The 20711-nt window shown below is 68.1% G+C and carries 23 protein-coding genes, 1 tRNA gene and 1 pseudogene; 15 read left to right on the forward strand and 10 right to left on the reverse strand.

The features are described from left to right. Positions 1–144: 144 nt before the first annotated feature. The 3 genes from CHB69_RS12765 to fsa form a co-directional block, all read right to left on the reverse strand. The gene (locus CHB69_RS12765; RefSeq protein ID WP_245836761.1) at positions 145–1662 is read right to left on the reverse strand and encodes an acetyl-CoA acetyltransferase; all 1518 of its coding nucleotides are present in this window, start codon (positions 1660–1662) and stop codon (positions 145–147) included. Further along, a complete protein-coding gene (locus CHB69_RS12770; protein ID WP_089216394.1) occupies positions 1647–2441 on the reverse strand; it encodes an enoyl-CoA hydratase-related protein in 795 nt (264 codons plus the stop codon). Before CHB69_RS12770 ends, CHB69_RS12765 begins: the two co-directional genes overlap by 16 nt. Positions 2442–2583: 142 nt before the next feature. Beyond that, positions 2584–3234 carry a fructose-6-phosphate aldolase gene (gene fsa / locus CHB69_RS12775; protein ID WP_089216395.1) on the reverse strand — a complete coding sequence of 217 codons (651 nt, stop codon included), beginning with the start codon at positions 3232–3234 and terminating at the stop codon, positions 2584–2586. Between the two features lie 189 nt (positions 3235–3423). On the opposite strand from fsa, the gene radA reads away from it, so the two are divergent. Genes radA through CHB69_RS12795 form a run of 4 tightly spaced genes read left to right on the forward strand, consistent with a single transcriptional unit; the run spans position 3424 to position 7663 of the window. Next, positions 3424–4785, forward strand: a complete 1362-nt coding sequence (gene radA / locus CHB69_RS12780; protein WP_089216396.1) for a DNA repair protein RadA — start codon at positions 3424–3426, stop codon at positions 4783–4785. A 9-nt stretch (positions 4786–4794) separates the two neighbouring features. Next, on the forward strand, positions 4795–5346 hold the full coding sequence (locus CHB69_RS12785; RefSeq protein ID WP_170935550.1) for a CvpA family protein: 552 nt from the start codon (positions 4795–4797) through the stop codon (positions 5344–5346). Continuing rightward, positions 5343–5768: an iron-sulfur cluster assembly scaffold protein gene (locus CHB69_RS12790; protein WP_089216397.1), complete on the forward strand. Its 426-nt coding sequence runs from the start codon at positions 5343–5345 to the stop codon at positions 5766–5768. The genes CHB69_RS12785 and CHB69_RS12790 overlap by 4 nt, the downstream gene beginning before the upstream one ends. Beyond that, positions 5765–7663 carry a cation:proton antiporter domain-containing protein gene (locus CHB69_RS12795; RefSeq protein WP_089216398.1) on the forward strand — a complete coding sequence of 633 codons (1899 nt, stop codon included), beginning with the start codon at positions 5765–5767 and terminating at the stop codon, positions 7661–7663. Before CHB69_RS12790 ends, CHB69_RS12795 begins: the two co-directional genes overlap by 4 nt. A 31-nt stretch (positions 7664–7694) precedes the next feature. Here CHB69_RS12795 and aroB read toward each other — a convergent pair whose 3' ends face one another. After that, a complete protein-coding gene (gene aroB, locus CHB69_RS12800) occupies positions 7695–8795 on the reverse strand; it encodes a 3-dehydroquinate synthase (RefSeq protein WP_089216399.1) in 1101 nt (366 codons plus the stop codon). Then, positions 8783–9361 (reverse strand): shikimate kinase, encoded by a 579-nt coding sequence (locus tag CHB69_RS12805; RefSeq protein WP_089216400.1) that lies wholly within the window; start codon positions 9359–9361, stop codon positions 8783–8785. The genes aroB and CHB69_RS12805 overlap by 13 nt, the downstream gene beginning before the upstream one ends. A 246-nt stretch (positions 9362–9607) precedes the next feature. Between CHB69_RS12805 and CHB69_RS12810 the strand changes: the two genes are divergently transcribed. The 4 genes from CHB69_RS12810 to CHB69_RS12825 all read left to right on the forward strand — a co-directional run bounded on the left by CHB69_RS12810 (position 9608) and on the right by CHB69_RS12825 (position 15044). Continuing rightward, positions 9608–11425, forward strand: a complete 1818-nt coding sequence (locus CHB69_RS12810) for a hypothetical protein (protein WP_089216401.1) — start codon at positions 9608–9610, stop codon at positions 11423–11425. Next, positions 11418–12329, forward strand: a complete 912-nt coding sequence (locus tag CHB69_RS12815) for a tyrosine recombinase (protein WP_089216402.1) — start codon at positions 11418–11420, stop codon at positions 12327–12329. The genes CHB69_RS12810 and CHB69_RS12815 overlap by 8 nt, the downstream gene beginning before the upstream one ends. A 9-nt stretch (positions 12330–12338) precedes the next feature. Continuing rightward, on the forward strand, positions 12339–13286 hold the full coding sequence (locus tag CHB69_RS12820) for an acetyl-CoA carboxylase carboxyltransferase subunit alpha (RefSeq protein ID WP_089216403.1): 948 nt from the start codon (positions 12339–12341) through the stop codon (positions 13284–13286). A 252-nt stretch (positions 13287–13538) separates the two neighbouring features. Beyond that, positions 13539–15044 (forward strand): M48 family metalloprotease, encoded by a 1506-nt coding sequence (locus CHB69_RS12825; RefSeq protein ID WP_425442426.1) that lies wholly within the window; start codon positions 13539–13541, stop codon positions 15042–15044. An 86-nt stretch (positions 15045–15130) separates the two neighbouring features. Here the strand turns inward: CHB69_RS12825 and CHB69_RS12830 are convergent, their stop codons facing one another. Further along, positions 15131–15307, reverse strand: coding sequence for a Flp family type IVb pilin (locus CHB69_RS12830; protein WP_089216405.1), 177 nt, complete (start codon positions 15305–15307; stop codon positions 15131–15133). Positions 15308–15443: 136 nt separating this feature from the next. After that, the gene (locus CHB69_RS12835) at positions 15444–15623 is read right to left on the reverse strand and encodes a Flp family type IVb pilin (protein WP_089216406.1); all 180 of its coding nucleotides are present in this window, start codon (positions 15621–15623) and stop codon (positions 15444–15446) included. Between the two features lie 64 nt (positions 15624–15687). On the opposite strand from CHB69_RS12835, the gene CHB69_RS12840 reads away from it, so the two are divergent. Continuing rightward, a complete protein-coding gene (locus CHB69_RS12840) occupies positions 15688–16116 on the forward strand; it encodes a (deoxy)nucleoside triphosphate pyrophosphohydrolase (RefSeq protein WP_170935551.1) in 429 nt (142 codons plus the stop codon). 85 nt (positions 16117–16201) lie between these two features. Here CHB69_RS12840 and CHB69_RS12845 read toward each other — a convergent pair whose 3' ends face one another. Beyond that, positions 16202–17053: a methyltransferase domain-containing protein gene (locus tag CHB69_RS12845; RefSeq protein WP_170935552.1), complete on the reverse strand. Its 852-nt coding sequence runs from the start codon at positions 17051–17053 to the stop codon at positions 16202–16204. A gap of 69 nt (positions 17054–17122) precedes the next feature. Here CHB69_RS12845 and CHB69_RS12850 point away from each other — a divergent pair, with 69 nt between their 5' ends. The 5 genes from CHB69_RS12850 (at position 17123) to CHB69_RS20555 (ending at position 19287) form a co-directional block, all read left to right on the forward strand. Beyond that, positions 17123–17962: a double zinc ribbon domain-containing protein gene (locus CHB69_RS12850; protein ID WP_089216407.1), complete on the forward strand. Its 840-nt coding sequence runs from the start codon at positions 17123–17125 to the stop codon at positions 17960–17962. 4 nt (positions 17963–17966) lie between these two features. Then, positions 17967–18227, forward strand: a complete 261-nt coding sequence (gene grxC, locus CHB69_RS12855; protein WP_089216408.1) for a glutaredoxin 3 — start codon at positions 17967–17969, stop codon at positions 18225–18227. Positions 18228–18230: 3 nt separating this feature from the next. Continuing rightward, positions 18231–18701 (forward strand): DUF1178 family protein, encoded by a 471-nt coding sequence (locus tag CHB69_RS12860; protein WP_089216409.1) that lies wholly within the window; start codon positions 18231–18233, stop codon positions 18699–18701. A gap of 47 nt (positions 18702–18748) precedes the next feature. Then, positions 18749–18825 (forward strand) — tRNA-Arg (locus CHB69_RS12865). Positions 18826–18885: 60 nt separating this feature from the next. Next, complete coding sequence (locus CHB69_RS20555; protein ID WP_245836792.1) at positions 18886–19287, forward strand: hypothetical protein; 402 nt, start codon at positions 18886–18888, stop codon at positions 19285–19287. 79 nt (positions 19288–19366) lie between these two features. Here the strand turns inward: CHB69_RS20555 and CHB69_RS20720 are convergent. Together CHB69_RS20720 and CHB69_RS12880 are read right to left on the reverse strand one after the other, a co-directional pair. Next, positions 19367–19591: pseudogene (locus tag CHB69_RS20720) on the reverse strand (FAD-dependent oxidoreductase); the annotation flags it as partial. An 84-nt stretch (positions 19592–19675) separates the two neighbouring features. Continuing rightward, the gene (locus CHB69_RS12880; protein ID WP_089216410.1) at positions 19676–20557 is read right to left on the reverse strand and encodes a flavin monoamine oxidase family protein; all 882 of its coding nucleotides are present in this window, start codon (positions 20555–20557) and stop codon (positions 19676–19678) included. A gap of 27 nt (positions 20558–20584) precedes the next feature. Between CHB69_RS12880 and CHB69_RS20680 the strand changes: the two genes are divergently transcribed. After that, positions 20585–20710: a hypothetical protein gene (locus CHB69_RS20680; protein ID WP_281252662.1), complete on the forward strand. Its 126-nt coding sequence runs from the start codon at positions 20585–20587 to the stop codon at positions 20708–20710. Position 20711: the final 1 nt, after the last annotated feature.

Genomic DNA, 20711 nt, shown 5'->3' on the forward strand with positions numbered 1-20711 from the left:
TCAAGGCCGGGGGAGAGGGTGAAGTTGGAGCGCGATCAACTTTGAGCGAAACGCTTGCAAAGGTTCGTCTGTCCCCGCGGAGCCGAAGGCGGCGCGTAGCACCAACGCGGGAGCACTCATGCTTCTATGAAATATGATCATGCTCTAAGCCCGCCAGCCGAAGCCTTCGTCGAGCGCCACGACCTGCCCGGCAGCCCCGACCGGCTCGACCTTGCCGTCGGTCAAAAAGGCGAGCATCGCGGCATCGGCGACATCGACATGCGCGAGCGTGCGCCGGCCCTCGGGCGTCCGTGCGACGACGACGCCGGCTTTGGGCGCACCGTCGCGCGCATGGAAGATCGTGTAGCTTTCGATCGTTGCGGGGCCGGCATAGTCCTGAACCAGCTCGGGCACCGCGCCGCGTTTCGCCTCGGCCTCGGCCTGATAGTCGAAATCCTGCGGAAATTGCGCCGCTACAATCGGTTCCTTCCCCAGCACGATGCAATGATTGTCGGTCGCGAAGCCGCCGTTTGCGAAGAGGAAGCCGTAGCGGCCTTCGCGGCGCAGCGTTTCGACCATGGAAACGATGGCGTGGCTCATATAATTGGCGATCGGGCCGCCGCCGAAAGTCAGTCCGCCGAACACGCTCGCGGGTCGGTCGACCGGCCAGCCGAGCACGCGGCGCGCCATCTTGGGAACGCAGGGGAAGCAGCTGTAAAGTTCGACGAAATCGAAATCGGCAACCGTCATGCCGTTCAGGTCGAGGGTGCGGCGGATCGACGTTTCCATGCTGACGCTGCCGTCGTAGCGGTCGCGCGCGAGGATGCTCGGCGGCTCCTTCGCTGCGGCGCCCATGCCGACATGGATCAGGCGGTCCTCGGCGATGCCGCGCCGCCGCGCTTCGGCGAGGCTGGCGACCAGGAAGCCCGCGCCCTGATTCACCGACGAATTGGCGACCATCAGCTTCGAATAGGGAAAGGCGATCGGCCGGTTGCGTTCGTTCACCTCGAGGATGTCGGCGGGCGAGGCCGGCTTCCTGATCCATGCGCCCTCGTTCGCGGCGGCGACTTGCGAAAAGCGCGACCAGATTTCGGCGCTCTCGGCCTGCGCTTCGGCGAGGCTCTGGCCCCACGCGGCGCGCGTCGCATTTTCATAGAGCGGATAGACGTCGACCGGCGCGGCAAGGCCGTGCTTCTGCGCATAATCGGGCTCGCGGCGGGTCGCGACCTTGCGGATCGCATTATAGCTCTTGTCCTCGCCGCTCGCGGCCTTGGCGGCGCGCCCAGCGGCGGTGCGTAGCGCTTCGCCGCCGACCACCGCGGCGAGTTTGACCTCGCCCGCGCCGATGCGGTTCGCGGCTTCGTTGAGGAGGCGGACGGGCGTGTCACCGTGCGGCGCGGCGGACTGGTAATTGATCGCCGGACTTGCGCCGATCGCCGCGGCGAGCGGTTCGCAGAGCTTGCCGAGGCTGTGGAAGCTGATCTGGTCGACGATCGCGAGGCTGTCGATCTCGGCGAGCGGCACGCCGGCGTCGTCGGCCGCCAGCTTCAGCGCTGCGACCATCAGGCCGAGCGAATCGAGTCCCTGGTCGGGATCGTCGGGACGGTCGTTGACCTGGCCGACGCCGATGATGACGGGGATGCGCTCGGGGTCGGTCATCGCCATGGTCAGCGCGCCTTCCATTCGGGCTTGCGCTTCTCGGCAAAGGCGCGCGGGCCTTCGCGCGCGTCCTCGCTGCGCATCAGCGCCGCGCGTTCGAGGGTGTTGTGCTCCCAATAGGGCGCGTCGGCGGCGATGCGGCCATCCTGGATGCCGAGCGCTACTCGCTTCGTCGCCTGCACCGATAGGGGGGCGTTGGCGGCGATCTTTTCGGCAAGCGCGATCGCGGTGGGCATCAGGTCGGCGAGCGGGACGACATGGTTGACGAGGCCGAAGGCGGCAGCGCGCGCGGCGGGGATCGGGTCGCCGGTGAGCATATGCTCCATCGCGAGCTTCTTCGGCATCTGCTGCGCAAGGCGGAAGGCACCGCCTGCCGCGGCGAACAGTCCGACCTTGACCTCGGGCAGGCCGAATTGGGCATGATCCGCCGCGACGATGATGTCGCTCATCAGCGCAATCTCGCACCCGCCGCCGAAGGCGAAGCCGTTGACCGCGGCGATGATCGGCTTCGAGATCGGATGCGAGACCATGCCGGCAAAGCCCCAGGCCTGCTGCTCGGCATCGGCAGGCACAAGGCTTTCGCCGCGCGACAACGCGACGAGATCGGCGCCCGCGCAGAAACTCTTGTCGCCCGCACCGGTGACGATGACGGCACGGATTTCGGGGTCGTTTTCGGCGGTTTCGAGCGCGGTGCCGATACCGGCATGGACCGCCGCATTGACCGCATTGCGCGCCTCGGGCCGATTGATCGTGACGATCAGGATATGGCTGCGCCGTTCGGTCAGGATGGTGGTGTCGGTCATCGCGAATCTCTCCCTTTCGGGCGAGTATCGCGGCAGGTTGACGTTTACGTCAACTGCTAACGTCGCCCCAGCGAAAGCTGGGGCCGCGTGCAGCATGGTGCTAGGCCGACGGCGGCCCCAGCTTTCGCTGGGGCGACGGAAATCAAATCGACTGGCCGGTCTTCGCCCAGTCGGCGAGGAAGCCCTCGATGCCCTTTTCGGTCAGCACATGCTTGAACAGCCCCTTGATGACCGCAGGCGGCGCGGTCATCACGTCGGCGCCGATCTTCGCGGCTTCGAGCACATGGATGCCGTGGCGCACGCTCGCGACCAGGATTTCGGTCTCGAAATCATAATTGTCGTAGATCAGGCGGATGTCGGCGATCAGCCCCATGCCGTCGAAGCCATTGTCGTCGTGGCGGCCGACGAAGGGCGAGACGAAGGTGGCGCCGGCCTTTGCCGCGAGCAGCGCCTGGTTCGCCGAGAAGCACAAGGTGACGTTGACCATCGTGCCGTCGCCGGTCAACGCCTTGCAGGTCTTGAGGCCGTCGATCGTCAGCGGCACCTTGATGCAGACATTGTCGGCAAGTCTGCGGAGGATTTCGGCCTCCTTCATCATCGTTTCATGGTCGAGCGCCACCACCTCGGCGGACACCGGACCGTCGACGATGGCGCAGATTTCCTTCGTCACTTCCTTGAAGTCGCGGCCTGACTTGGCGATCAGCGACGGGTTGGTGGTCACGCCGTCGAGCAGGCCGGTCGCGGCAAGCTCCTCGATGGCGGCGATTTCGGCGGTGTCGACGAAGAATTTCATGGGGTGCGCTTTCCTTTGGGGACGGTGATTCGGGATTGCGATACCCCCTACTGCTCTTTCTGCGTCATTGCGAGCGAAGCGAAGCAATCCGGAGCGGTTTACGCATGCTCTGGATTGCTTCGCTTCGCTCGCAATGACGATGACGGGAAAATGCTGGCGTTCCGCCTTTGTTCCAGTTAAGCGAGCCGCATGGCCAAAGCGAAACGTCAATATGTCTGCCAGAATTGCGGCGGCGTCTCCTATCGCTGGCAGGGGCAGTGCGCCGATTGCGGCGAGTGGAACACGCTTGTCGAAGAGGCGCCCGAAACCGTCTTTTCGGCGAAGCACGACCTGTCCAGAGGCGGCCGCGCGCTCGCGCTCGAGACGCTTGGCGAACACAGCCCGATGCCCGAACGGATGCTGTGTGGAATCGCCGAGTTCGACCGCGCGCTCGGCGGCGGCTTCGTGGCGGGGTCGGCGACCTTGATCGGCGGCGATCCGGGGATCGGCAAGTCGACGCTGCTGCTTCAGGCCGCGGGGCGGCTTGCGAAGGCGGGCAGGTCGGTCATCTATATCAGCGGCGAGGAAGCGGCGGGGCAGGTGCGGCTGCGCGCACAGCGCCTGGGGCTCGGCGAGGCGCCCGTCGCGCTCGCGAGCGCGACTTCGGTGCGCGACATTCTCGCGACGCTCGAAGGGCGCGCGGCCGATTTCGTCGTCATCGATTCGATCCAGACGATGCACAGCGACCTGATCGACAGCGCACCGGGCACGGTAAGCCAGGTCCGCGCGAGCGCGCAGGAACTGATCCGCTATGCCAAGGACAGCGGCGCGGCGGTCGTACTCGTCGGCCATGTCACCAAGGACGGCACGATCGCCGGGCCACGCGTGCTCGAACATATGGTCGATACGGTGCTGTCGTTCGAGGGCGAGCGCAGCCATCTTTATCGCATATTGCGCGCGGTCAAGAACCGCTTCGGCGGCACCGACGAGATCGGTGTCTTCGCGATGGGCGAAGAGGGGCTGGGCGAGGTCGCCAACCCGTCGAGCCTGTTCCTGACCGATCGCAGCCGCGACGTGCCGGGATCGGTGGTGTTCCCCGCCCTCGAAGGCACGCGGCCGGTGCTCGTCGAGGTACAGGCGCTCACCGTCCGCCTCGCGAGCGGGGCGACGCCGCGCCGCGCCGTGGTCGGGTGGGACGGCGGGCGGCTCGCGATGGTGCTCGCGGTCCTGGAGGCGCGCTGCGGGCTGCAGATGGGCGCCGCCGAAGTCTATCTGAACATCGCCGGCGGCTATCGGCTCACCGATCCGGCGGCCGATCTTGCCGTCGCCGCGGCGCTGATTTCGGCCTTCAGCGAGCGGCCGGTGCCATCGGACGCGATCGTTTTCGGCGAACTGTCGCTGTCGGGCGAAGTGCGCCCGGTGGCGCACGACGCCCTGCGCCTGCGCGAGGCGGCAAAGCTCGGTTTTTCAAAGGGCTGGGGGCCGAAGGGGATGAAGGCCGTGAAGGGGATCGGAGTCAACGGATTCGACCGGCTCGGCGAACTCGTTGACCTGATGCTCGGGCGCGACTAGCTCGCCTCTATGGGAAGTCTGACGGCTATGGATATCGTCGTGCTGCTGCTCGTTGGCGGCGGCACGGTTCTCGGTTTTTCGCGCGGGTTGGTGCAGGAAGTGACCTCGCTTCTCGCCTGGCTGCTCGCGATCCTCGCGGTGCGCTTCTTTCACGCGACGCTGACCGGGCTGCTCGCGGACTATGTCAGCGCGCCCGGCGCCGCGGCGATGCTCGCCTTCGTTTTGCTGTTCGGTGGTGTGTTCGCGGTGACCAAATGGGCGTCGCGCGCGATGGGGCAGCGCAGCCGCGCGTCGCTCGTCGGCGGCTTCGATCGCGGGCTTGGCGCGGGCTTCGGTGCGGTCAAGGGACTGGCGCTCGCGACCGTGCTGTTCATGGGCGCGACGCTGCTCTACGATATCGGCTATGGCAGTGCGGCACGCCCCGTCTGGATGACAGACAGCCGGACCTATCCGGCGCTCAATGCGACGAGCGCGGCGTTGAGCAAGGTGATCGCCGAACGCCGTGCCGAATCGCGCGACGCCGACGTCGCGGCGAGAGAAGAAACGGACAAGGCCCGATGAGTGCGCCGCTCTACAATCGCGACATATTGGCGCTGGCTGTGGCGACCGCCGATTTTCCGCTGCTCACCGATGCGCGCCGCGCCTCGCTGCGCGCGCCGCTGTGCGGCAGCCGCATCATCGTCGATGTCGACGCCGATGAGGACGGGCTGGTCAGGGGCGTCGGCCTGCACGTCGAGGCGTGCGCACTCGGTCAGGCCTCGGCGGCATTGCTCGCGCGCCACGCAGCGGGGCGCAGCGCTGACGACCTCCACGCCGCGCGCGATGCGATCGCGAGCTGGTTCGCGGGTGAGGGCGAACGGCCCGACTGGCCGGGGTTCGACCTGCTCGCGCCCGCGCGCGACTATCCGGCGCGCCACGGCGCGATCCTGCTCCCCTTCGATGCCGCGGTCGCGGCGCTGGAGAGCGCAGAGGTGCGCGCATGATCGCCACGCTGCTCGCCGCGGGAACCGCCGCGGTCGAACAGGCGGCCGAAACGCCGACCGATACGCTGTTGTTCGAAGGCGCGATCCTGCTCGGCGTCGCGACCTTGTTCGTGATGATCTTCCGCCGCCTCGGGCTCGGTGCGGTGCTCGGCTATCTGATCGCCGGCGCGCTCGTCGGGCCGCACGGGCTGGGTCTCGTGGGCGGCGGCGAATCGAAGCTCGCGATCGCCGAAATCGGCATCGCCTTCCTGCTGTTTCTGGTCGGACTCGAACTGCATCCGCGCCGATTATGGGATTTGCGCAAGGCGATCTTCGGCCTCGGGCTCGCGCAGGTGGTCGTCACGGGGCTCGTCCTCACCGCGCTGATTCTGCTGACGCAGGGCTTCAGCTGGCAGGCGGCGCTCGTTCTCGGCCTGCCGCTCGCGCTCTCGTCGACCGCACAGGTGCTGCCGAGCCTCAAAAGCTCGGGGCGCATCAACTCGCCCTTCGGCGAAAAGGCCTTCTCGATCCTGCTGTTTCAGGATTTGGCGATCGTGCCGATGATCACGATCGTCGCGGCGCTGTCGCGCGCGCCTGCCGACCCGTCGACCCCGCCCGGCGCTATGCTCGCGCTCTATACGGTGCTGGCGATCATCGGGCTGGTGCTGGCGGGGCGCTTCGTGGTCAATCCGCTGCTCAAGGTCATCGGCCGCTATGGCGAGCGCGAGCTGTTCGTCGTCGTCGGACTGCTCGTAGTGCTCGCGAGCGCGGCGCTGATGCACAGCCTGCACCTGTCGACCGCGCTCGGCGCCTTCGTCGCGGGGGTGATGCTCGCCGACTCGCCCTATCGCCACGAGATAGAGGCTGACGTCGAGCCCTTCCGCCTGATCCTGCTCGGCCTCTTCTTCCTCGCGGTCGGGATGGTGCTCGATGTCGGCGTGGTGCTTGCCGATCCGCTGCGCGTGCTCGGGCTCGCGGCGGGGTTGGTCGTTACGAAAGTCGTCGTGCTGACGCTGCTCGTGCGTGCGTTCGGCAAGTCGTGGAAAACCGCGCTCGGGCTCGCGCTGCTGCTCAGCCAGGGCGGCGAGTTCGGCTTTCTGCTCTTCACCCAGGCACAGCAGGCGCTGCTGATCGCGCCAGAGGCAGCGAGCCTGTTCAGCGCGGTCGTGACCTTGTCGATGGTCTCGACGCCGTTCCTGATGCTGTTCGCCCGCAACCTCGAATTCGCGCCCGATCGCGACGGTCCGATGCCCGAAGGCCCCGACGCGGCGCCGCGCGGGTCGGCGCTGGTCATCGGCTATGGCCGCTTTGGCCAGACCGTCGCGCAGATGCTGCACGCGGTCGATTGCTCGGTCACGTTGATCGACAAGAAGCCGAGCCAGATCGAACAGTCGGGCCGTTATGACACCAAAGTCTATTATGGCGACGGGCTGCGCCTCGACCTGCTTCGCCGCGCGGGCGCCGACGAGGCGCGGCTGATTATCTATTGCATCGACGACGCTTCGGTCGACGCCGAGGCACTGCGCCCGATCGTCGAAGCCTTTCCGCAGGCGAAGGTGCTGATCCGCGTATTCGACCGGCGCCAGCTGATGGCGATCGACGGCGCGGGGGCGGCCGGCGCGGTGCGCGAGCTGTTCGAAAGCTCGATTGCGCTCGGGCGCCTCGCGCTCGCCGAACTCGATGTCGATCCGCGCGAGGTGGAGGATGTCGAGACGGCGCTGCGGCAGCTCGACGAAACGCGGCTCGCGGCGCAGATGGACGAAGGCGATCTGGCGGCGGGTCGCGACCATCGCTTCAAGCCGGGCGGCGGCCGCGAAGCGGCGAGCGTGCTCGAAAATCTGCGCCAGCGGCGGCAGGCAGCGAAAGCGGCGCGCGAAGAGGAAACGATGCAGGTGGCTGATCCTGAGACGGCGTAGCCTTTGCCCTCTCCCCTTCAGGGGAGTGGGATCAGCCCGCCCCGTCCAGAAACGCCGCCACCGCATCGAGCCCATACTCCTCGGTCACGAAGCTCTGTCCGATGCCGCGGGTCAGGATCAGCGGCAGCTTGCCGCCGCGCACCTTCTTGTCGTGCGCCATATGCGCCGCGAGCCCCGTGCCGCCGGTGCCCACTCCGGCGCTCGCCAGACTGTGCGGCAGGCCGACGCTCGCGAGATGATCGCGCACGCGCGCCGCGTCGGCGGCGGGGCAGAGGCTCTGCGCCGCCGAAAATTGATGCGCGAGCGCCATGCCGGCGGCGACCGCTTCGCCGTGGAGCAGCCGGTCCGAATAGCCGGTTTCGGCCTCGAGCGCGTGGCCGAAGCTGTGGCCGAGATTGAGCAAGGCGCGGACATCCTGCGTTTCGCGCTCGTCGGCGGCGACGATGCGCGCCTTCGCGGCGACGCTATGCGCGATCGCCCCATGCCGCGCGCCCGTATCGCCCGCGAGCAGCGCCGCGCCGTTCGCCTCGCACCATGCGAAGAAGTCCGCATCGTCGATCAGGCCATATTTGACGACCTCGGCATAGCCCGCGCGCAGCTCGCGCGGCGGCAGGCTCGCGAGCGTTGCCGGGTCGATCACGACGAGCGCGGGCTGGTGAAAGGCACCGATCAGATTCTTGCCCGCCGCGACGTTGATCGCGGTCTTGCCGCCGACGCTGCTGTCCACCTGCGCGAGCAATGTCGTCGGCACCTGGACAAAGGCGCAGCCGCGCTTGACGATGCTGCATGCAAAGCCGACGAGATCGCCGATCACGCCGCCGCCGAGTGCGATCACATGATCCCTGCGCTCGATGCCCTGGTCGATCAGCCATTCGGTGAGGCGCGACAGCCCCTCCCAGCTTTTCGTGCCTTCGCCGGCGGGCAGCGCGAGCGACGAGAAGGAGATATTCGCCTGCGCGAGCGAGGTGCCGACGCGCGCGAGATAGAGGTCGGCGACATGCTCGTCGGTCACGATCATCGTCCGCGGACGCCTGAGCAGCGGCGCGACATGTGCGCCGATCTTTTCGAGCAATCCGTCGCCGATCAATATGGGATAGCTGCGGCTCCCCAGTTCGACGGTCAGCCTTTGCATGCCGGATCTTCCCATGTTGACAGGGCCTCCAATATCGCGCGCACCGTATGGTCGTGGGGGTCGCTCGCCGATCCGACGCGCAGATGCGCCTCGGCATAGATCGGATTGCGCACCGCCGCGAGTTCGCGCAGCACTTCGCCGGGGTCGCGGTCCTTGAGCAGCGGGCGATGGCTGCGGCGTCCGACGCGCTCGACGAGCGTTGGAATGTCGGCGTCGAGCCAGATGCAAAGGCTGTCCTTCAGGATCAGCGCGCGCGTCTCGTCGTTGATGAAGGCACCGCCGCCGGTCGCGAGGACGAGCGGCTTTCCGGCGAGCAGTCGCGCGATCACGCGGCGCTCGCCATCGCGGAAATGCGCTTCGCCGAATTTCGCGAAAATGTCGGAGATCGTCATGCCCGCGGCGCGCTCGATTTCGTCGTCGGCGTCGGCGAAGGCCATGCCGAGGCGCTGCGCGAGGCGGCGGCCGACGGTCGATTTCCCCGCGCCCATCAAGCCGACGAGCACGATCGGCCGCGCGCGGATCGCGGGGTCGATGGCCAAGGCCGGGCTTTTCGGGTTTCGCGCCATGATGCGCGCGGCTATACCGCCCGGACCGCGCGGGACAATGGTTTTCGGCGCATATGTATAGCCAAGGGTCGCCGGGATATTGCACACAGAGGAAACATCGGGAAAAGGCCGGTGGATCGGGCGGCTGCTCGTGCTGGCGTTGTTGCTGGTCGCCTTTGCAGCTCTGTTGTGGTTCCTCGGCCGGCCGGTCGAGCCGAAATGGATTGAGGTGGATGTGACCGACACGATTGCCGCGGGGGCGCCGCAATGAAGAAGAAACTGCTCGCCCTGACGCTCGGCCTGTCGGGAAGCGCGCTCGCCGCGGCGCTGATCCTGCCCGTGACCGCGCAAGAATCGCTGCTGCCCGAAGGTTTCGGTAGCCCGCCCGCGCCGACGCCGGCACCCACACCCGCGCCTGGTCCGACCCCCACGCCTTCGGCGCCGTCGGCGCCCAAGCCGGGCGTTCCGGCGACTCCGGGGGCAAAGCCGACCGTCGAGGACGCCGCGGACGCGGAGGATGAGGCGGCCGACGAGGAAGAAGAGGAAGTCGAGGGCGCAATCTCGAGCCGCCTCAAATACGACCTGCCGCCGGGCGCACGGCGCCTGCTCACCCGCATCGGCCCGCTGACCCCCGAAACGGGCGGCATGGCGCCCGATGCGTTCGGTGTGCGCGGCCAATATGCCGCGGCAATCATGCGCAATACGAACGGCCGGATCGCCTCGCGCTGGGCGCAGATTCTGCTCCGCCGCGCGCTGCTCTCGGCGATCGACACGCCCGAGACGATCAACGGTGCCGATCTTGCCGCCGACCGCGCCGCGCTGCTGCTGCGCATGGGCGAATCGGTCGGCGCGCGTTGGATCGTCCAGTCGGTCGATCACGACCGCGCGAGCAGGCGGCTCGTTGCCGTCGCGCAGCAAACCTATCTCGCCAACGCCGATCCAGCGGGAATGTGCCCCTATGTTCCTGCGGGCCTCGCGCATGGCGACCAGCAGACGTGGCGGCTGGCCTCGGCGATCTGCTCGGGCCTGACCGGTGACGCCGGCCCCGCCGGCTGGGCGATCGGCCGCGTGCGGTCGCGCGGCCAGATTGCCAATTTCGACATATTGCTCGCCGAGCGCGTGCTGGGCGCCACGGGCGCGGGGCGGCGCTCGACGACGATCGAATGGGACAATGTCGAGCGCCTGACGAGTTGGCGTTTCGGCATGGCCACGGCGACCGGAATAGGGATTCCCGCCGAATTGCGCGCATCCGAACCTTTCTACATGCGCGGCTGGACGGTCCTCGCGCCGATGACCGACATGCCCGACCGCATCGCCGCGGCGCCCGAAGCGGCGGCGCGCGGCGTGCTGTCGAGCGAAGCCTATCTGTCGTTGCTGAGTGCGGCGGCGAGCGAGGCCGAACCGGCCGCGCCGCTCGCGGCCGAAACCGACACGTTGCGCAACGCCTTTGCCGCGCCAGCCGCGGCCGATCGCTACGCCGCGATGCAGGAGATCTGGGGCGGCGAGGGGAATGCGATCGCGCGCTATGCGGCGATCGTCTCGACCGCGCGCGCCGCGGCCGCCTTGCCGACGGCGACCGCCGTGGCGGATGATCCGTGGCAGCTGATCGGCTCGATGCTCGCCGGCGGGTACGACCGCAACGCCGCGAACTGGGCGGCGCGCGTCGATGCGGGAAGCCACGCCTGGGGCGTGCTCGCCGTGGGGTTGCCGCAGCCGCTCGGCGGGACGAGCACGGGCCGGATCGGCCAGTTCGCCGAAGGCGACGATAGCGCCGGACAACTGCGCTCGAAGCTGTTGCTCGCGGGGCTCGCCGGGCTCGGCCGGATCGACGCGGGGGCGGCCTCGTCGGCGGCGCAGGATCTTGGCGTCGATCTCGGCAAGCAGACGCGCTGGACGCAGGCGATCGAAACCGCGGCACGGCGCCGCGAACCCGGCATGGTGGCGCTGCTTGCGGCGACGGGGATGCAGGGCGATTGGTCGAAAGTGCCCGCTTATCACCTCTATCACATCGTCCGCGCGCTGCGCGACGTCGGACTGGAGGCGGAGGCGCGGATGATCGCCGCCGAAGCGCTGGTGCGTGTCTGACGCGGCGCCGATCGACCGCTTTCTGGAGATGATGGCGGCCGAGCGCGGCGCCGCGCGCAACACGCTCGCCGCCTATCGCCGCGATCTCGAACAGGCGTCGCGTTTCGCGAAGGGCCGGCTGGCCGAAGCCGATGCGGCGATGCTGCGCAAGATCATGGCCGATTATCGCTCGCTCGCGGCGAGCAGCGCGGCGCGCAAGCTGTCGGCGCTGCGGCAGTTCTTTGCCTTTCTGGCGGACGAAGGCGAGCGCGCCGACAATCCGGCGCTCGACGTCACGCGGCCCGCGACGCGGCGGCCGCTGCCCCGCGTGCTGACGCACGACGACGTCGAACGGCTGTTCGCGCTGGCGGGCGAGGAAGCAGCGGGGGAGGCGCCGCCCGCCGCCGCGGTTCGCCAACTGCTCCTCCTCGAGCTTCTTTATGGCTCGGGCCTGCGCGCGAGCGAGCTCGTGTCGCTACCGCGCCGCGCCATTATGGGCGAACGCGCCTTTCTGATCGTGCGCGGCAAGGGCGACAAGGAACGGCTCGTGCCGCTGTCCGACCGCGCGCGCGGAGCGCTCGACCAGTGGCTGCCGCTCGCCGGCGACGGCTCGCCGTGGCTTTTTCCGTCGGGCAAGGGACATCTGACACGAGTGCGGCTGTTCCAGCTGCTGCGTGAACTCGCGGCGCGCGCCGGGCTCGATCCGGCCGCGATCAGCCCGCATGTGCTGCGCCACGCCTTTGCGACCCACCTGCTCGAGGGCGGCGCCGACCTGCGTGCGCTGCAGCTGATGCTCGGCCATGCCGACATCGCGACCACCGAAATCTATACCCATGTCGACAGCCGCCGCCTCGTCGAACTGGTCAATCGCCGTCATCCGCTGGCGCGGATGGAGGACGTTGACCTGACGACGCCTTCCGCCTAGCGATTCCGCATGACAGCCTTTCTGGATTTCGAAAAACCGGTCGCCGCCCTCGATCGCCAGATCACCGAACTGCGCGAGATGGGGAGCGACCCCACGCTCGACATCGACGGCGACATTGCGCGGCTCGAGGCCAAGTCCGCGAAGATGCTGCGCGACATTTATGCCAGGCTGACGCCGTGGCAGAAGACGCAGGTCGCGCGCCATCCCGACCGGCCGCATTTCAAACATTATGTCGCGGGCCTGTTCGATGACTGGATGCCGCTCGCCGGCGATCGCAATTTCGGCGACGATCAGGCGATCCTCGGCGGCCTCGCGCGCTTTCGCGGCCGCCGCGTGATGGTGATCGGCCACGAAAAGGGCGACGATATCCCGTCGCGCATGAAGCATAATTTCGGCATGGCGAAGCCCGAAGGCTATCGCAAGGCGATCCGCCTGATGCAGCTGGCCGACCGCTTCGGCTTGCCCGTCGTAACACTCGTCGACACCTCGGGCGCTTTTCCCGGCATCCAGGCCGAGGAGCGCGGGCAGGCCGAGGCGATCGCGCGCTCGACCGAGCAATGCCTCGCGCTCGGCGTGCCGATGGTCGCGGCGGTGGTCGGCGAGGGCGGATCGGGCGGGGCGATCGCGCTCGCCGCGGCGAACCGCGTGCTGATGTTCGAAAATGCCGTCTATTCGGTGATCTCGCCCGAAGGCTGCGCCTCGATCCTGTGGCGCACCTCCGACAAGGCGCCCGAAGCCGCGGCGGCGATGAAGATGGCGGCGCAGGATCTGCTCGCGCTCAAGGTGATCGACCGGATCGTGCCCGAGCCGGTGGGCGGCGCCCACCGCGCGCCCGACGTCGCGATCAAGGCGCTGGGCGATGCGATCGCCGAGGAACTCGATGGGCTTTCGGGTCTCCCCCGCGATGCGCTGCTGTCGGCGCGCGAAGAGAAATTCCTCGCGATGGGGCGTGGTTAGACTGCGATTCGAAGCCTGCGTGCTCCCGCCAACGCGGGAGCCCATCTCCGGCCGGCGCCCTATAGAACCGACCGGCGATCGGTCCCCGCGTTGGCGCTATGCGCCGCCTTCGGCTCCGCGGGGACACACGGTTTTTCAATCGAGCATGATCTGGCGCGGACGGGAACCCGATCCTGCAAGTTGCGTTCCCTCCATCGAGCGCCTCCCTTCGCGGGAGGGGTTGAAGGAAGCCTGAAAGGGGAGACGCATTTCATGGCCCGAACGACGATGACGACGGCGCTGGCAATGGCGCTGGCGGGATGTGCGATGGCGGGGAGCGGGGTAAGCGGTCCCGCCGACGCCAGGACCAAGACGATCCGCACCGCGACCAGCATCACCCCCGCCGAACGCCAGCAGGGCGCCGAGGCGCACCCCCAGCTGCTCCAGGAATTCGGCGGCGCCTATGCCGGGCCGCAGGCCGCCTATGTCACGCGCGTCGGACAGACTATCGCCGTCCAGTCGGGCATGTCGAACGCGCGCGGCGACTTCACCGTTACCCTGCTCAATTCGCCGGTGAACAACGCCTTCGCGATTCCCGGCGGCTATGTCTATGTCACGCGCCAGCTGATGGCGCTGATGAACGACGAGGCCGAGCTGGCGGGCGTGCTGGGGCACGAGGTCGGCCATGTCGCCGCGCAGCACAGCAAAAAGCGCCAGTCGGCCGCGACGCGCAACAGCATCCTCGGCGTGCTCGGCGCCGTGCTCGGCAGCGCGATCGGCGGCGAAGGCGGGCTGCTCGGCTCGCTCGGCGGGCTGCTTCAGAATAATGCGATGCAGGTTGCGCAGCTCGCGACGCTCGGCTTTTCGCGGAGCCAGGAACTCGAGGCCGACCAGCTCGGCGTGCAATATCTGAAGAGCGCGGGCTATGATCCTCTGGCGCTGTCGACGATGCTCGCGAGCCTCGCGAACCAGACCGATCTCGAAGCACGGATCGCCGGCGATGCGCGCTCGATCCCCGAATGGGCGAGCACGCACCCCGACCCGGCTTCGCGCGTGCGCAACGCGCAGCAACTCGCGAGCCGCTATGGCGCCGGCGGCGTTCGCAACGCCGATGCGTTCATGGCCTCGGTGGACGGCGTGCTATATGGCGACGATCCGGCGCAGGGTGTCGTCGAGGGACGGCAGTTCCTGCATCCCGACTTGCGGCTGGCATTCACGGTGCCCAATGGCTTTGGCATGCAGAACGGAACGACCGCGGTCGACATCAGCGGCAACGGCGGACAGGCGCAATTTTCGACCGGGCGCTACAATGGCGACATGAACGCCTATATCGCATCGGTGCTGAAGGCGATCGGCGGCGACGCCAATCTGACGCCCGGCACGATCCAGCGCACGACGGTGAACGGCATTCCCGCCTATTACACCACCGTCCGCGCCAACAGCCAGTCGGGGCAGGTCGATGTCACCGTCTTCGCCTATGAATTTTCGCGCAGCAGCGCGTTTCATTTCGTCGCGCTGACCAAGGCGGGCGGAGCGGGGACCTTCAACTCGATGTTCGGCAGCCTGCGCCGCCTGAGCGCCAGCGAAGCGGCGGCGATCAAGCCGCGGCGGGTCGACGTCGTGACGGTGCGGCAAGGAGATACGGCGGCGAACCTGTCGCGCCGCATGGCGTACAGCAACTATCAGGTCGAGCGCTTTCAGGTGCTCAACCGGCTTGCCGCCAACGCGCGTTTGACGCCGGGGCAGAAGGTGAAACTGGTGGTTTACGCGGGGCGCTGACGGCCGGTAGCGAAAAAGGGGCGGTGTTTCCACCGCCCCTTCCGAATATCGCGCCGACCCAGCAATTGGATCGGCCGAAAAAGATGTTACTTCGAGTTGGCCGTCGTAAGCTCGGTGTTGACCTTGTTGAAGGTCGTGCTGACGCTGCCACCCACATTGCTGAGCGCGGTGATCGCAGCAACGGCGATGAGCGCGGCGATCAGGCCATATTCGATGGCGGTCGCGGCCTTGGTGTCGCGAACGAACTTCTTGATGAACTTCATGTCTGGTCTCCTGATAAGTCACTTACCCTGTTGACGGTCTGGTCGTGGTCAACGCTGCGGGTCTAAGGCGAATTGGTTTTGAAAAGTTTAATGGACCGAAGCGATAAATCGGCGCTGATGTGCCGGCACCGGACGCTCAGCTTTTGTTCACCGCGTTCGTCGTGGTCGTGGAAACACGATTCCACATGCCCGCGGTCGACTTGCCGACCGACGTCATCGCCGATACGGCGGCCAGAAAGATCAGCGCGATAATCAGCCCATATTCGATGGCCGTTGCGGCCCTGGTCGACCGCAGCAGCCTGAAAAAGATAGACATTGTTCCACCCCTAACAAACTTATAGTTCCCGAGGCGTCCATGGTCGCACAGGAAAGTTAACAATTTGATCGCCCCGCCCCCCGCGAAACCCGCAGAAAACGGCCTGATCGTGGTCGCCGCCGCGCTCGTCGACGGCGATGGGCGGCTGCTCGTCCAGCAACGTCCCGAGGGCAAGGCGATGGCGGGGCTGTGGGAATTTCCCGGCGGCAAGCTGGAGGCGGGCGAGACGCCCGAAGCGGCGCTCGTGCGCGAACTGCACGAGGAGCTCGGGATCGACGTCGAGGAAGCCTGCCTTGCCCCCGCCTGCTTCGCCAGCGACCGGATCGGCGATCGGCACCTGCTGCTGCTCGTCTATGCGTGCCGCAAATGGCGCGGCACCCCGCAGCCGATCCATGCGACGGCGTTGCGCTGGGTGCGCCCCGTCGATCTCTACGCGCTCGACATGCCGCCCGCCGACCGGCCGCTGATCGGTCTGCTCGAGGCGCTGATTTGAAGCGTCGTCGCCCCAGCGAAAGCCGGGGCCGCCGGCAAGCTTGCGCTACACCGAATAACGGCCCCAGCATTCGCCGGGGCGACGATTATTGTTTCGGTTTCAACGCTTCCGCAAGCGAGGCGGTGCCGCTGCCGCGCCGGGCCGGGCGCGGCTGGTCGGGGTGCGGCGCCCAGCCGCTGAAATGGATCAGCCGCCAGCTTTCGGCGACACGCCCGTCGGGGTCGGCCTGCGCGGCAAAGGCGGCGGCGATCCGCGCCACCTCTTCGCGCGTCAGCGGCGGCGGTGCGGGGGTGAGGCGGCTTGCAAGCCCCGTCGCGCGCAGGTCGCGCACCAGTGCGAACCAGTCGCCGTAGCGCACGGTCAGCGCCTCGACATCGACCACCGGCATGGTGAAGCCCGTGCGCTGGAGCAGGTTGCCCATCGCCGAAAGGTCGATCTGCGGGTGCATACGCGCGATCGGGCGCACGCCGTCGGCCATGATCGCGCGGCGGTGCCGCGGCAGGCTGCCGTCGCCGACGAAGCTGCCGAGCAACAGGCCGTCGGGGGCAAGCAGCGCGCGCAGGCGGACGAGCGCGCCGGGAACGTCGTTGACGCTGTCGAGGCCGCCGGGCCAGACGATCAGGTCGAAGCTGGCGAACGGCAGGTCCACCGTGTCGGCTTCGGCCTCGATCGCGCCGGTTCGCGCCGCGAGCCGCGGCCCGGCTTCGAGGATCGTGAGGCAGGTTCCGGTCGCCTGCAATGCGCCGGCGAGCGACGCGTCGTGCCCGCCGATCAGCAGCGTGCGCGCGAAGTCGCGCGTCACCATCGACAGCCGGTCGAGCAGGGTTTCGGCGACGATCGGCGCTAGAAAGTCGGCGCCGGCGGGCTGCCGGGCAAGGCGATCGCGCTGGGCGCGGTGGCGCGCGGACGAGAAGAGCGGGGCGGGGGAAGCGGCCATCGCGCGCTTGTGCCGTCCCGCATCCTGCTTCACAAGGGTCTCATGGCCAGGGAAGGGGGATTTTCCGCCATGGGCAAGCCCGCGCGGCTGATCGACGGCCTGCGTGAAGCAGCGCGCGCGGTCGTCGACTATGCGCTGCCGCCGCGCTGTCCGGCGTGCGGCACCATCGTCGCCGCCGACCGGCAATTCTGCCTCGACTGCTGGTCGGGGCTGCATTTTCTGGACGGTCCCGCCTGCGCGCTTTGCTCGATTCCATTGCCCGGCGCCGCGGCGGGTGCGGACCTGCAATGCGGCGCCTGCCTTGCGGCTCTCCCGCCGTTCGAAGGCGCGCCGGCGGCAGTGGCCTATGGCAGCGCTGCACGAACGGTGGCGCTTCGCCTCAAATATGGCCGCCGCCTCGGCCATGCGCGATTGATGGCGGGACTGATGCTGCGCCCGCTTCGCGCGCTTGCCGGAGAGGAGGCGACGGAAAAGGCTTTGCTGGTTCCGGTGCCGCTTCACCGTTGGCGGCTTTGGTCGCGCGGCTTCAATCAAGCCGCCCTGATTGCAGGCGAGCTGGCGCGGCTGAGCGGCGTCGCGCACGATCCCCATCTGCTGATGCGGCGCAAGGCGACCCCGTCGCTGCGCGGCAAGGGGCGCCGCGAGCGCGAACGCATCGTCGCGGGTGCTTTTTCGCTGGGGGCGGGTGCCAAGACGCGCTGTCGGGGGCGCCACCTGATCCTCATCGACGATGTCCACGCGAGCGGGGCCACGCTGCGCGCCGCCGCGCGCCTGCTACGCCGCAGCGGCGCCGCGCGCGTGTCGGCGCTGACCTGGGCGCGCGTGGTCCCCGAAGCCATGACGGCGGGCGCGCCATTTGACTTTGCCACGCTGGATTCCGATATGGGTGACGAAAGGATGACAGGATAGCCGCATGGCCAAAATCGAAGTCTATACCAAATTTCTCTGCCCCTATTGCACGCGCGCCAAGGCGCTGCTTGACCGCAAGGGGGTGAATGTCGAGGAAATCGACGTGACGATGGACCGCGCCGGATTCGACGCGATGGTCGAGCGCGCGGGCGGCCGCCGCACGGTCCCGCAGATTTTCATCGACGGCCGGCATATCGGGGGCAGCGACGAGCTTGCCGCGCTCGATGCGAAGGGCGGACTCGATCCGCTGCTCGGAAAGGCTTGACGCTTGATCGTCTTCGATCTTTGCTGCAGCGCGGGCGACCACCGTTTCGAGGCGTGGTTCGCGAGCAGCGAAAGCTTTGCCGATCAGCAGGCGCGCGGGCTGATCGCCTGCCCCGTCTGCGGCGACGACGATGTGCGCAAGGCGGTGATGGCGCCGCGCGTTGGCGCGAAGTCGAACCGGCAAGCGTCCGCGGCTCCCGCGCCCGTGCCCGCCGAAACGCCGAACGCTCCGGTGCCCGAGGCGATCCGCGCCGCACTCGCGGCGATTGCGTCGAAGCAGGCCGAAATGCTGCCGCGCTCGCGCTGGGTCGGCCGCGACTTTGCGGCGGCAGCGCGCGCGATGCACGAGGGCCGGGCGCCCGAGGATATGATCCACGGCCAGACCTCGCCCGAAGAGGCGCAGGCGCTGCACGACGACGGCATCGCCGCAATCCCGCTGCTGGTGCCCTTTGTCCCGCCCGACGCGGTGAACTGATCCGCCGATTGACGCGCGACGCCCGACGCCGCTACACGAACCGCGGCGCGCCCGTAGCTCAGCAGGATAGAGCATCAGATTCCTAATCTGGGGGCCACAGGTTCGAATCCTGTCGGGCGCACCATTTCGGAACAAAGCTGGGCACCGCGCCCGGCTTTGTTTCGGCGACCCCTGCGATCAGCGCTTGCAGCAGATTGCTTTTCGAGCCGAGAATCCGAACTTCATGGGCAGCGACTTCCACCCTTTGCGCCAGCGCGCGGAGGTGATTGCGGCGATAGCCGCCGTTCGCATTTCGCATCCGCTTGCGCGCGGCGCTGGCGAAGTTCGCCAGCATGGCGGGCGCGACCGCCTTCCGGCCCTCAGCGCTGAGCGAAGCCGCCACGCGCTCAGCGTCGGCCTTTGCCTGATCGCGCGTCGCCTTGAGCGTCGCTATGCGCTCCTTGAGAGCTGGGTCGTCCACGTCGGCAATTCCGTTCTCGATAGCGTCGTAGAGCCGCTTCACGCAGCATGGCTTCCTGTTTCAGAAGGAAACCGGGCATCTGAAGGCGAACCCTATCGTTCGCCGGTGTTCCGGAAGGTCCATTGAGGGGGAGGCGGCGATGAGCGCGAAGCGACAGCAGATCGTGCCCGCGGGCACCCAATTTCTCTACGACAGCTATCATTTCGCCCCCGCGACGCGCGTCTGTGTCACGGATCTGGCGGCACCCGAATATAAGGTCGAGGTGCGCGTCGTCGCGGTCGCGGGATCGGGCGCCGAATAGGCCCGCGTTGCGCCCGCTCGCGCCAAAGCCTGCGAACACGGCCTCGATCAGCACGACATCGGCGCCGCGTGCGCGAAGTTCGAGAGCGGTCGACAGTCCGGCGAAACCCCCCGCCGACGATGACGACACCGGCGCCGGCGGGGTCTTCGAGCGGCGGGCGAAGGTCGGCGGGTTCTTCTAACCAGCCGCCGATCGGGCGCCACGCCGCGCGGGTCATGCCCGCACTCGCGCGGCGAGCGCCTGCAGCGCCGCCTTGCGCCCGGCCCGGATCGCTCCGTCCATCGAGCTCGGGTGAAGCTCGGCCATGTCGGTTCCCGACCAGATGACGCGCCCCATCGGCTCGCGCGACGCCGCGCCCCATCGGGTCAGAAAGCCCGGCGGATAGGGCGAGACGCACGACCGCGTCCATTCGTCGACGCTGCCCCAGTCGATCTCGTGATATTGGAGCGGGTGGAGCGCCGCCTCGCCGAGCGCCCGGGCATAGGTCGCGGCGAGCATCGGCCCCGCCTTGGCCGGATCGGCGGGCAGCGCGCCTTCGCGCACGAAGCAGGTGAGGATGCCGACCGACGCATCGGGCGGCGAATTGTCGGCGGACCAGAGCAAAGCGCCGCCGATGTCGAGCACCTGGCCGTTGAACCCGGCATCGCGCCAGAAGGGCCGCGCATAGACATGCACCGCCTTGCGCATCTTCGCGGTGACCGGCCACGCCCGGTGCATCGCGGCGCGCGCGGCGGGGAGGGCGGGGGCGAAGACGATCCTGCTCGCGACCCCCTGGCTTGCGGAAAAGACCAGTTGCCGCGCGCGGACGACGCCCGTGTCGGTGTGGAGTTCGACGATGTCGCGGTCCCAGCCGACGATCTTTCGCACCGGCGAGGAGAGGCGGCTCTTGTCCTGCAATCCCTCGGCCATCTTCTTGCTGAGAATCCACGAGCCGCCGACGAGCCGCTTTTCCTGCGCGCCGCCTTCCATCGCTTCGAGCTTCTGAAGGCTCGACCCGAAGGAATTGATCAGCGTCAGATAGTGAAGCAGCCCCAGCGCTTCGGGCGGGGCGCCATATTTGGGCGCGCGCGCGGCGGCTTCGTTCCCCAGCGCCACGCCGCCGGCGAGGAAGGGGATTGGGATATGAAGGGACTGGGCGCCGGTTTGGTCGCGGCGCCCGGCGTCTTTGCCGGGGCGATAACGGCGCTGGCGCAGGACGGTGGCGGCGATGCGGCGGACGACATTGTCGTCACCGAACAGCGCCGGTAGG

Source organism: Sphingopyxis indica (genome assembly GCF_900188185.1).
GTDB lineage: Bacteria > Pseudomonadota > Alphaproteobacteria > Sphingomonadales > Sphingomonadaceae > Sphingopyxis > Sphingopyxis indica.

Coding starts and splice junctions, on each gene's coding strand:
- CHB69_RS12810 (WP_089216401.1), top strand. CDS start 9,608: ATGAAGAAGAAACTGCTCGCCCTGACGCTCGGCCTGTCGGGAAGCGCG.
- CHB69_RS12850 (WP_089216407.1), top strand. CDS start 17,123: ATGGGCAAGCCCGCGCGGCTGATCGACGGCCTGCGTGAAGCAGCGCGC.
- CHB69_RS12845 (WP_170935552.1), bottom strand. CDS start 17,053: ATGGCCGCTTCCCCCGCCCCGCTCTTCTCGTCCGCGCGCCACCGCGCC.
- radA (WP_089216396.1), top strand. CDS start 3,424: ATGGCCAAAGCGAAACGTCAATATGTCTGCCAGAATTGCGGCGGCGTC.
- grxC (WP_089216408.1), top strand. CDS start 17,967: ATGGCCAAAATCGAAGTCTATACCAAATTTCTCTGCCCCTATTGCACG.
- CHB69_RS12805 (WP_089216400.1), bottom strand. CDS start 9,361: ATGGCGCGAAACCCGAAAAGCCCGGCCTTGGCCATCGACCCCGCGATC.
- CHB69_RS12795 (WP_089216398.1), top strand. CDS start 5,765: ATGATCGCCACGCTGCTCGCCGCGGGAACCGCCGCGGTCGAACAGGCG.
- CHB69_RS12785 (WP_170935550.1), top strand. CDS start 4,795: ATGGGAAGTCTGACGGCTATGGATATCGTCGTGCTGCTGCTCGTTGGC.
- CHB69_RS12830 (WP_089216405.1), bottom strand. CDS start 15,307: ATGAAGTTCATCAAGAAGTTCGTTCGCGACACCAAGGCCGCGACCGCC.
- CHB69_RS12825 (WP_425442426.1), top strand. CDS start 13,539: ATGGCCCGAACGACGATGACGACGGCGCTGGCAATGGCGCTGGCGGGA.
- CHB69_RS12790 (WP_089216397.1), top strand. CDS start 5,343: ATGAGTGCGCCGCTCTACAATCGCGACATATTGGCGCTGGCTGTGGCG.
- CHB69_RS12770 (WP_089216394.1), bottom strand. CDS start 2,441: ATGACCGACACCACCATCCTGACCGAACGGCGCAGCCATATCCTGATC.
- CHB69_RS12765 (WP_245836761.1), bottom strand. CDS start 1,662: ATGGAAGGCGCGCTGACCATGGCGATGACCGACCCCGAGCGCATCCCC.
- aroB (WP_089216399.1), bottom strand. CDS start 8,795: ATGCAAAGGCTGACCGTCGAACTGGGGAGCCGCAGCTATCCCATATTG.
- CHB69_RS20680 (WP_281252662.1), top strand. CDS start 20,585: ATGAAGGGACTGGGCGCCGGTTTGGTCGCGGCGCCCGGCGTCTTTGCC.
- CHB69_RS12835 (WP_089216406.1), bottom strand. CDS start 15,623: ATGTCTATCTTTTTCAGGCTGCTGCGGTCGACCAGGGCCGCAACGGCC.
- fsa (WP_089216395.1), bottom strand. CDS start 3,234: ATGAAATTCTTCGTCGACACCGCCGAAATCGCCGCCATCGAGGAGCTT.
- CHB69_RS12820 (WP_089216403.1), top strand. CDS start 12,339: ATGACAGCCTTTCTGGATTTCGAAAAACCGGTCGCCGCCCTCGATCGC.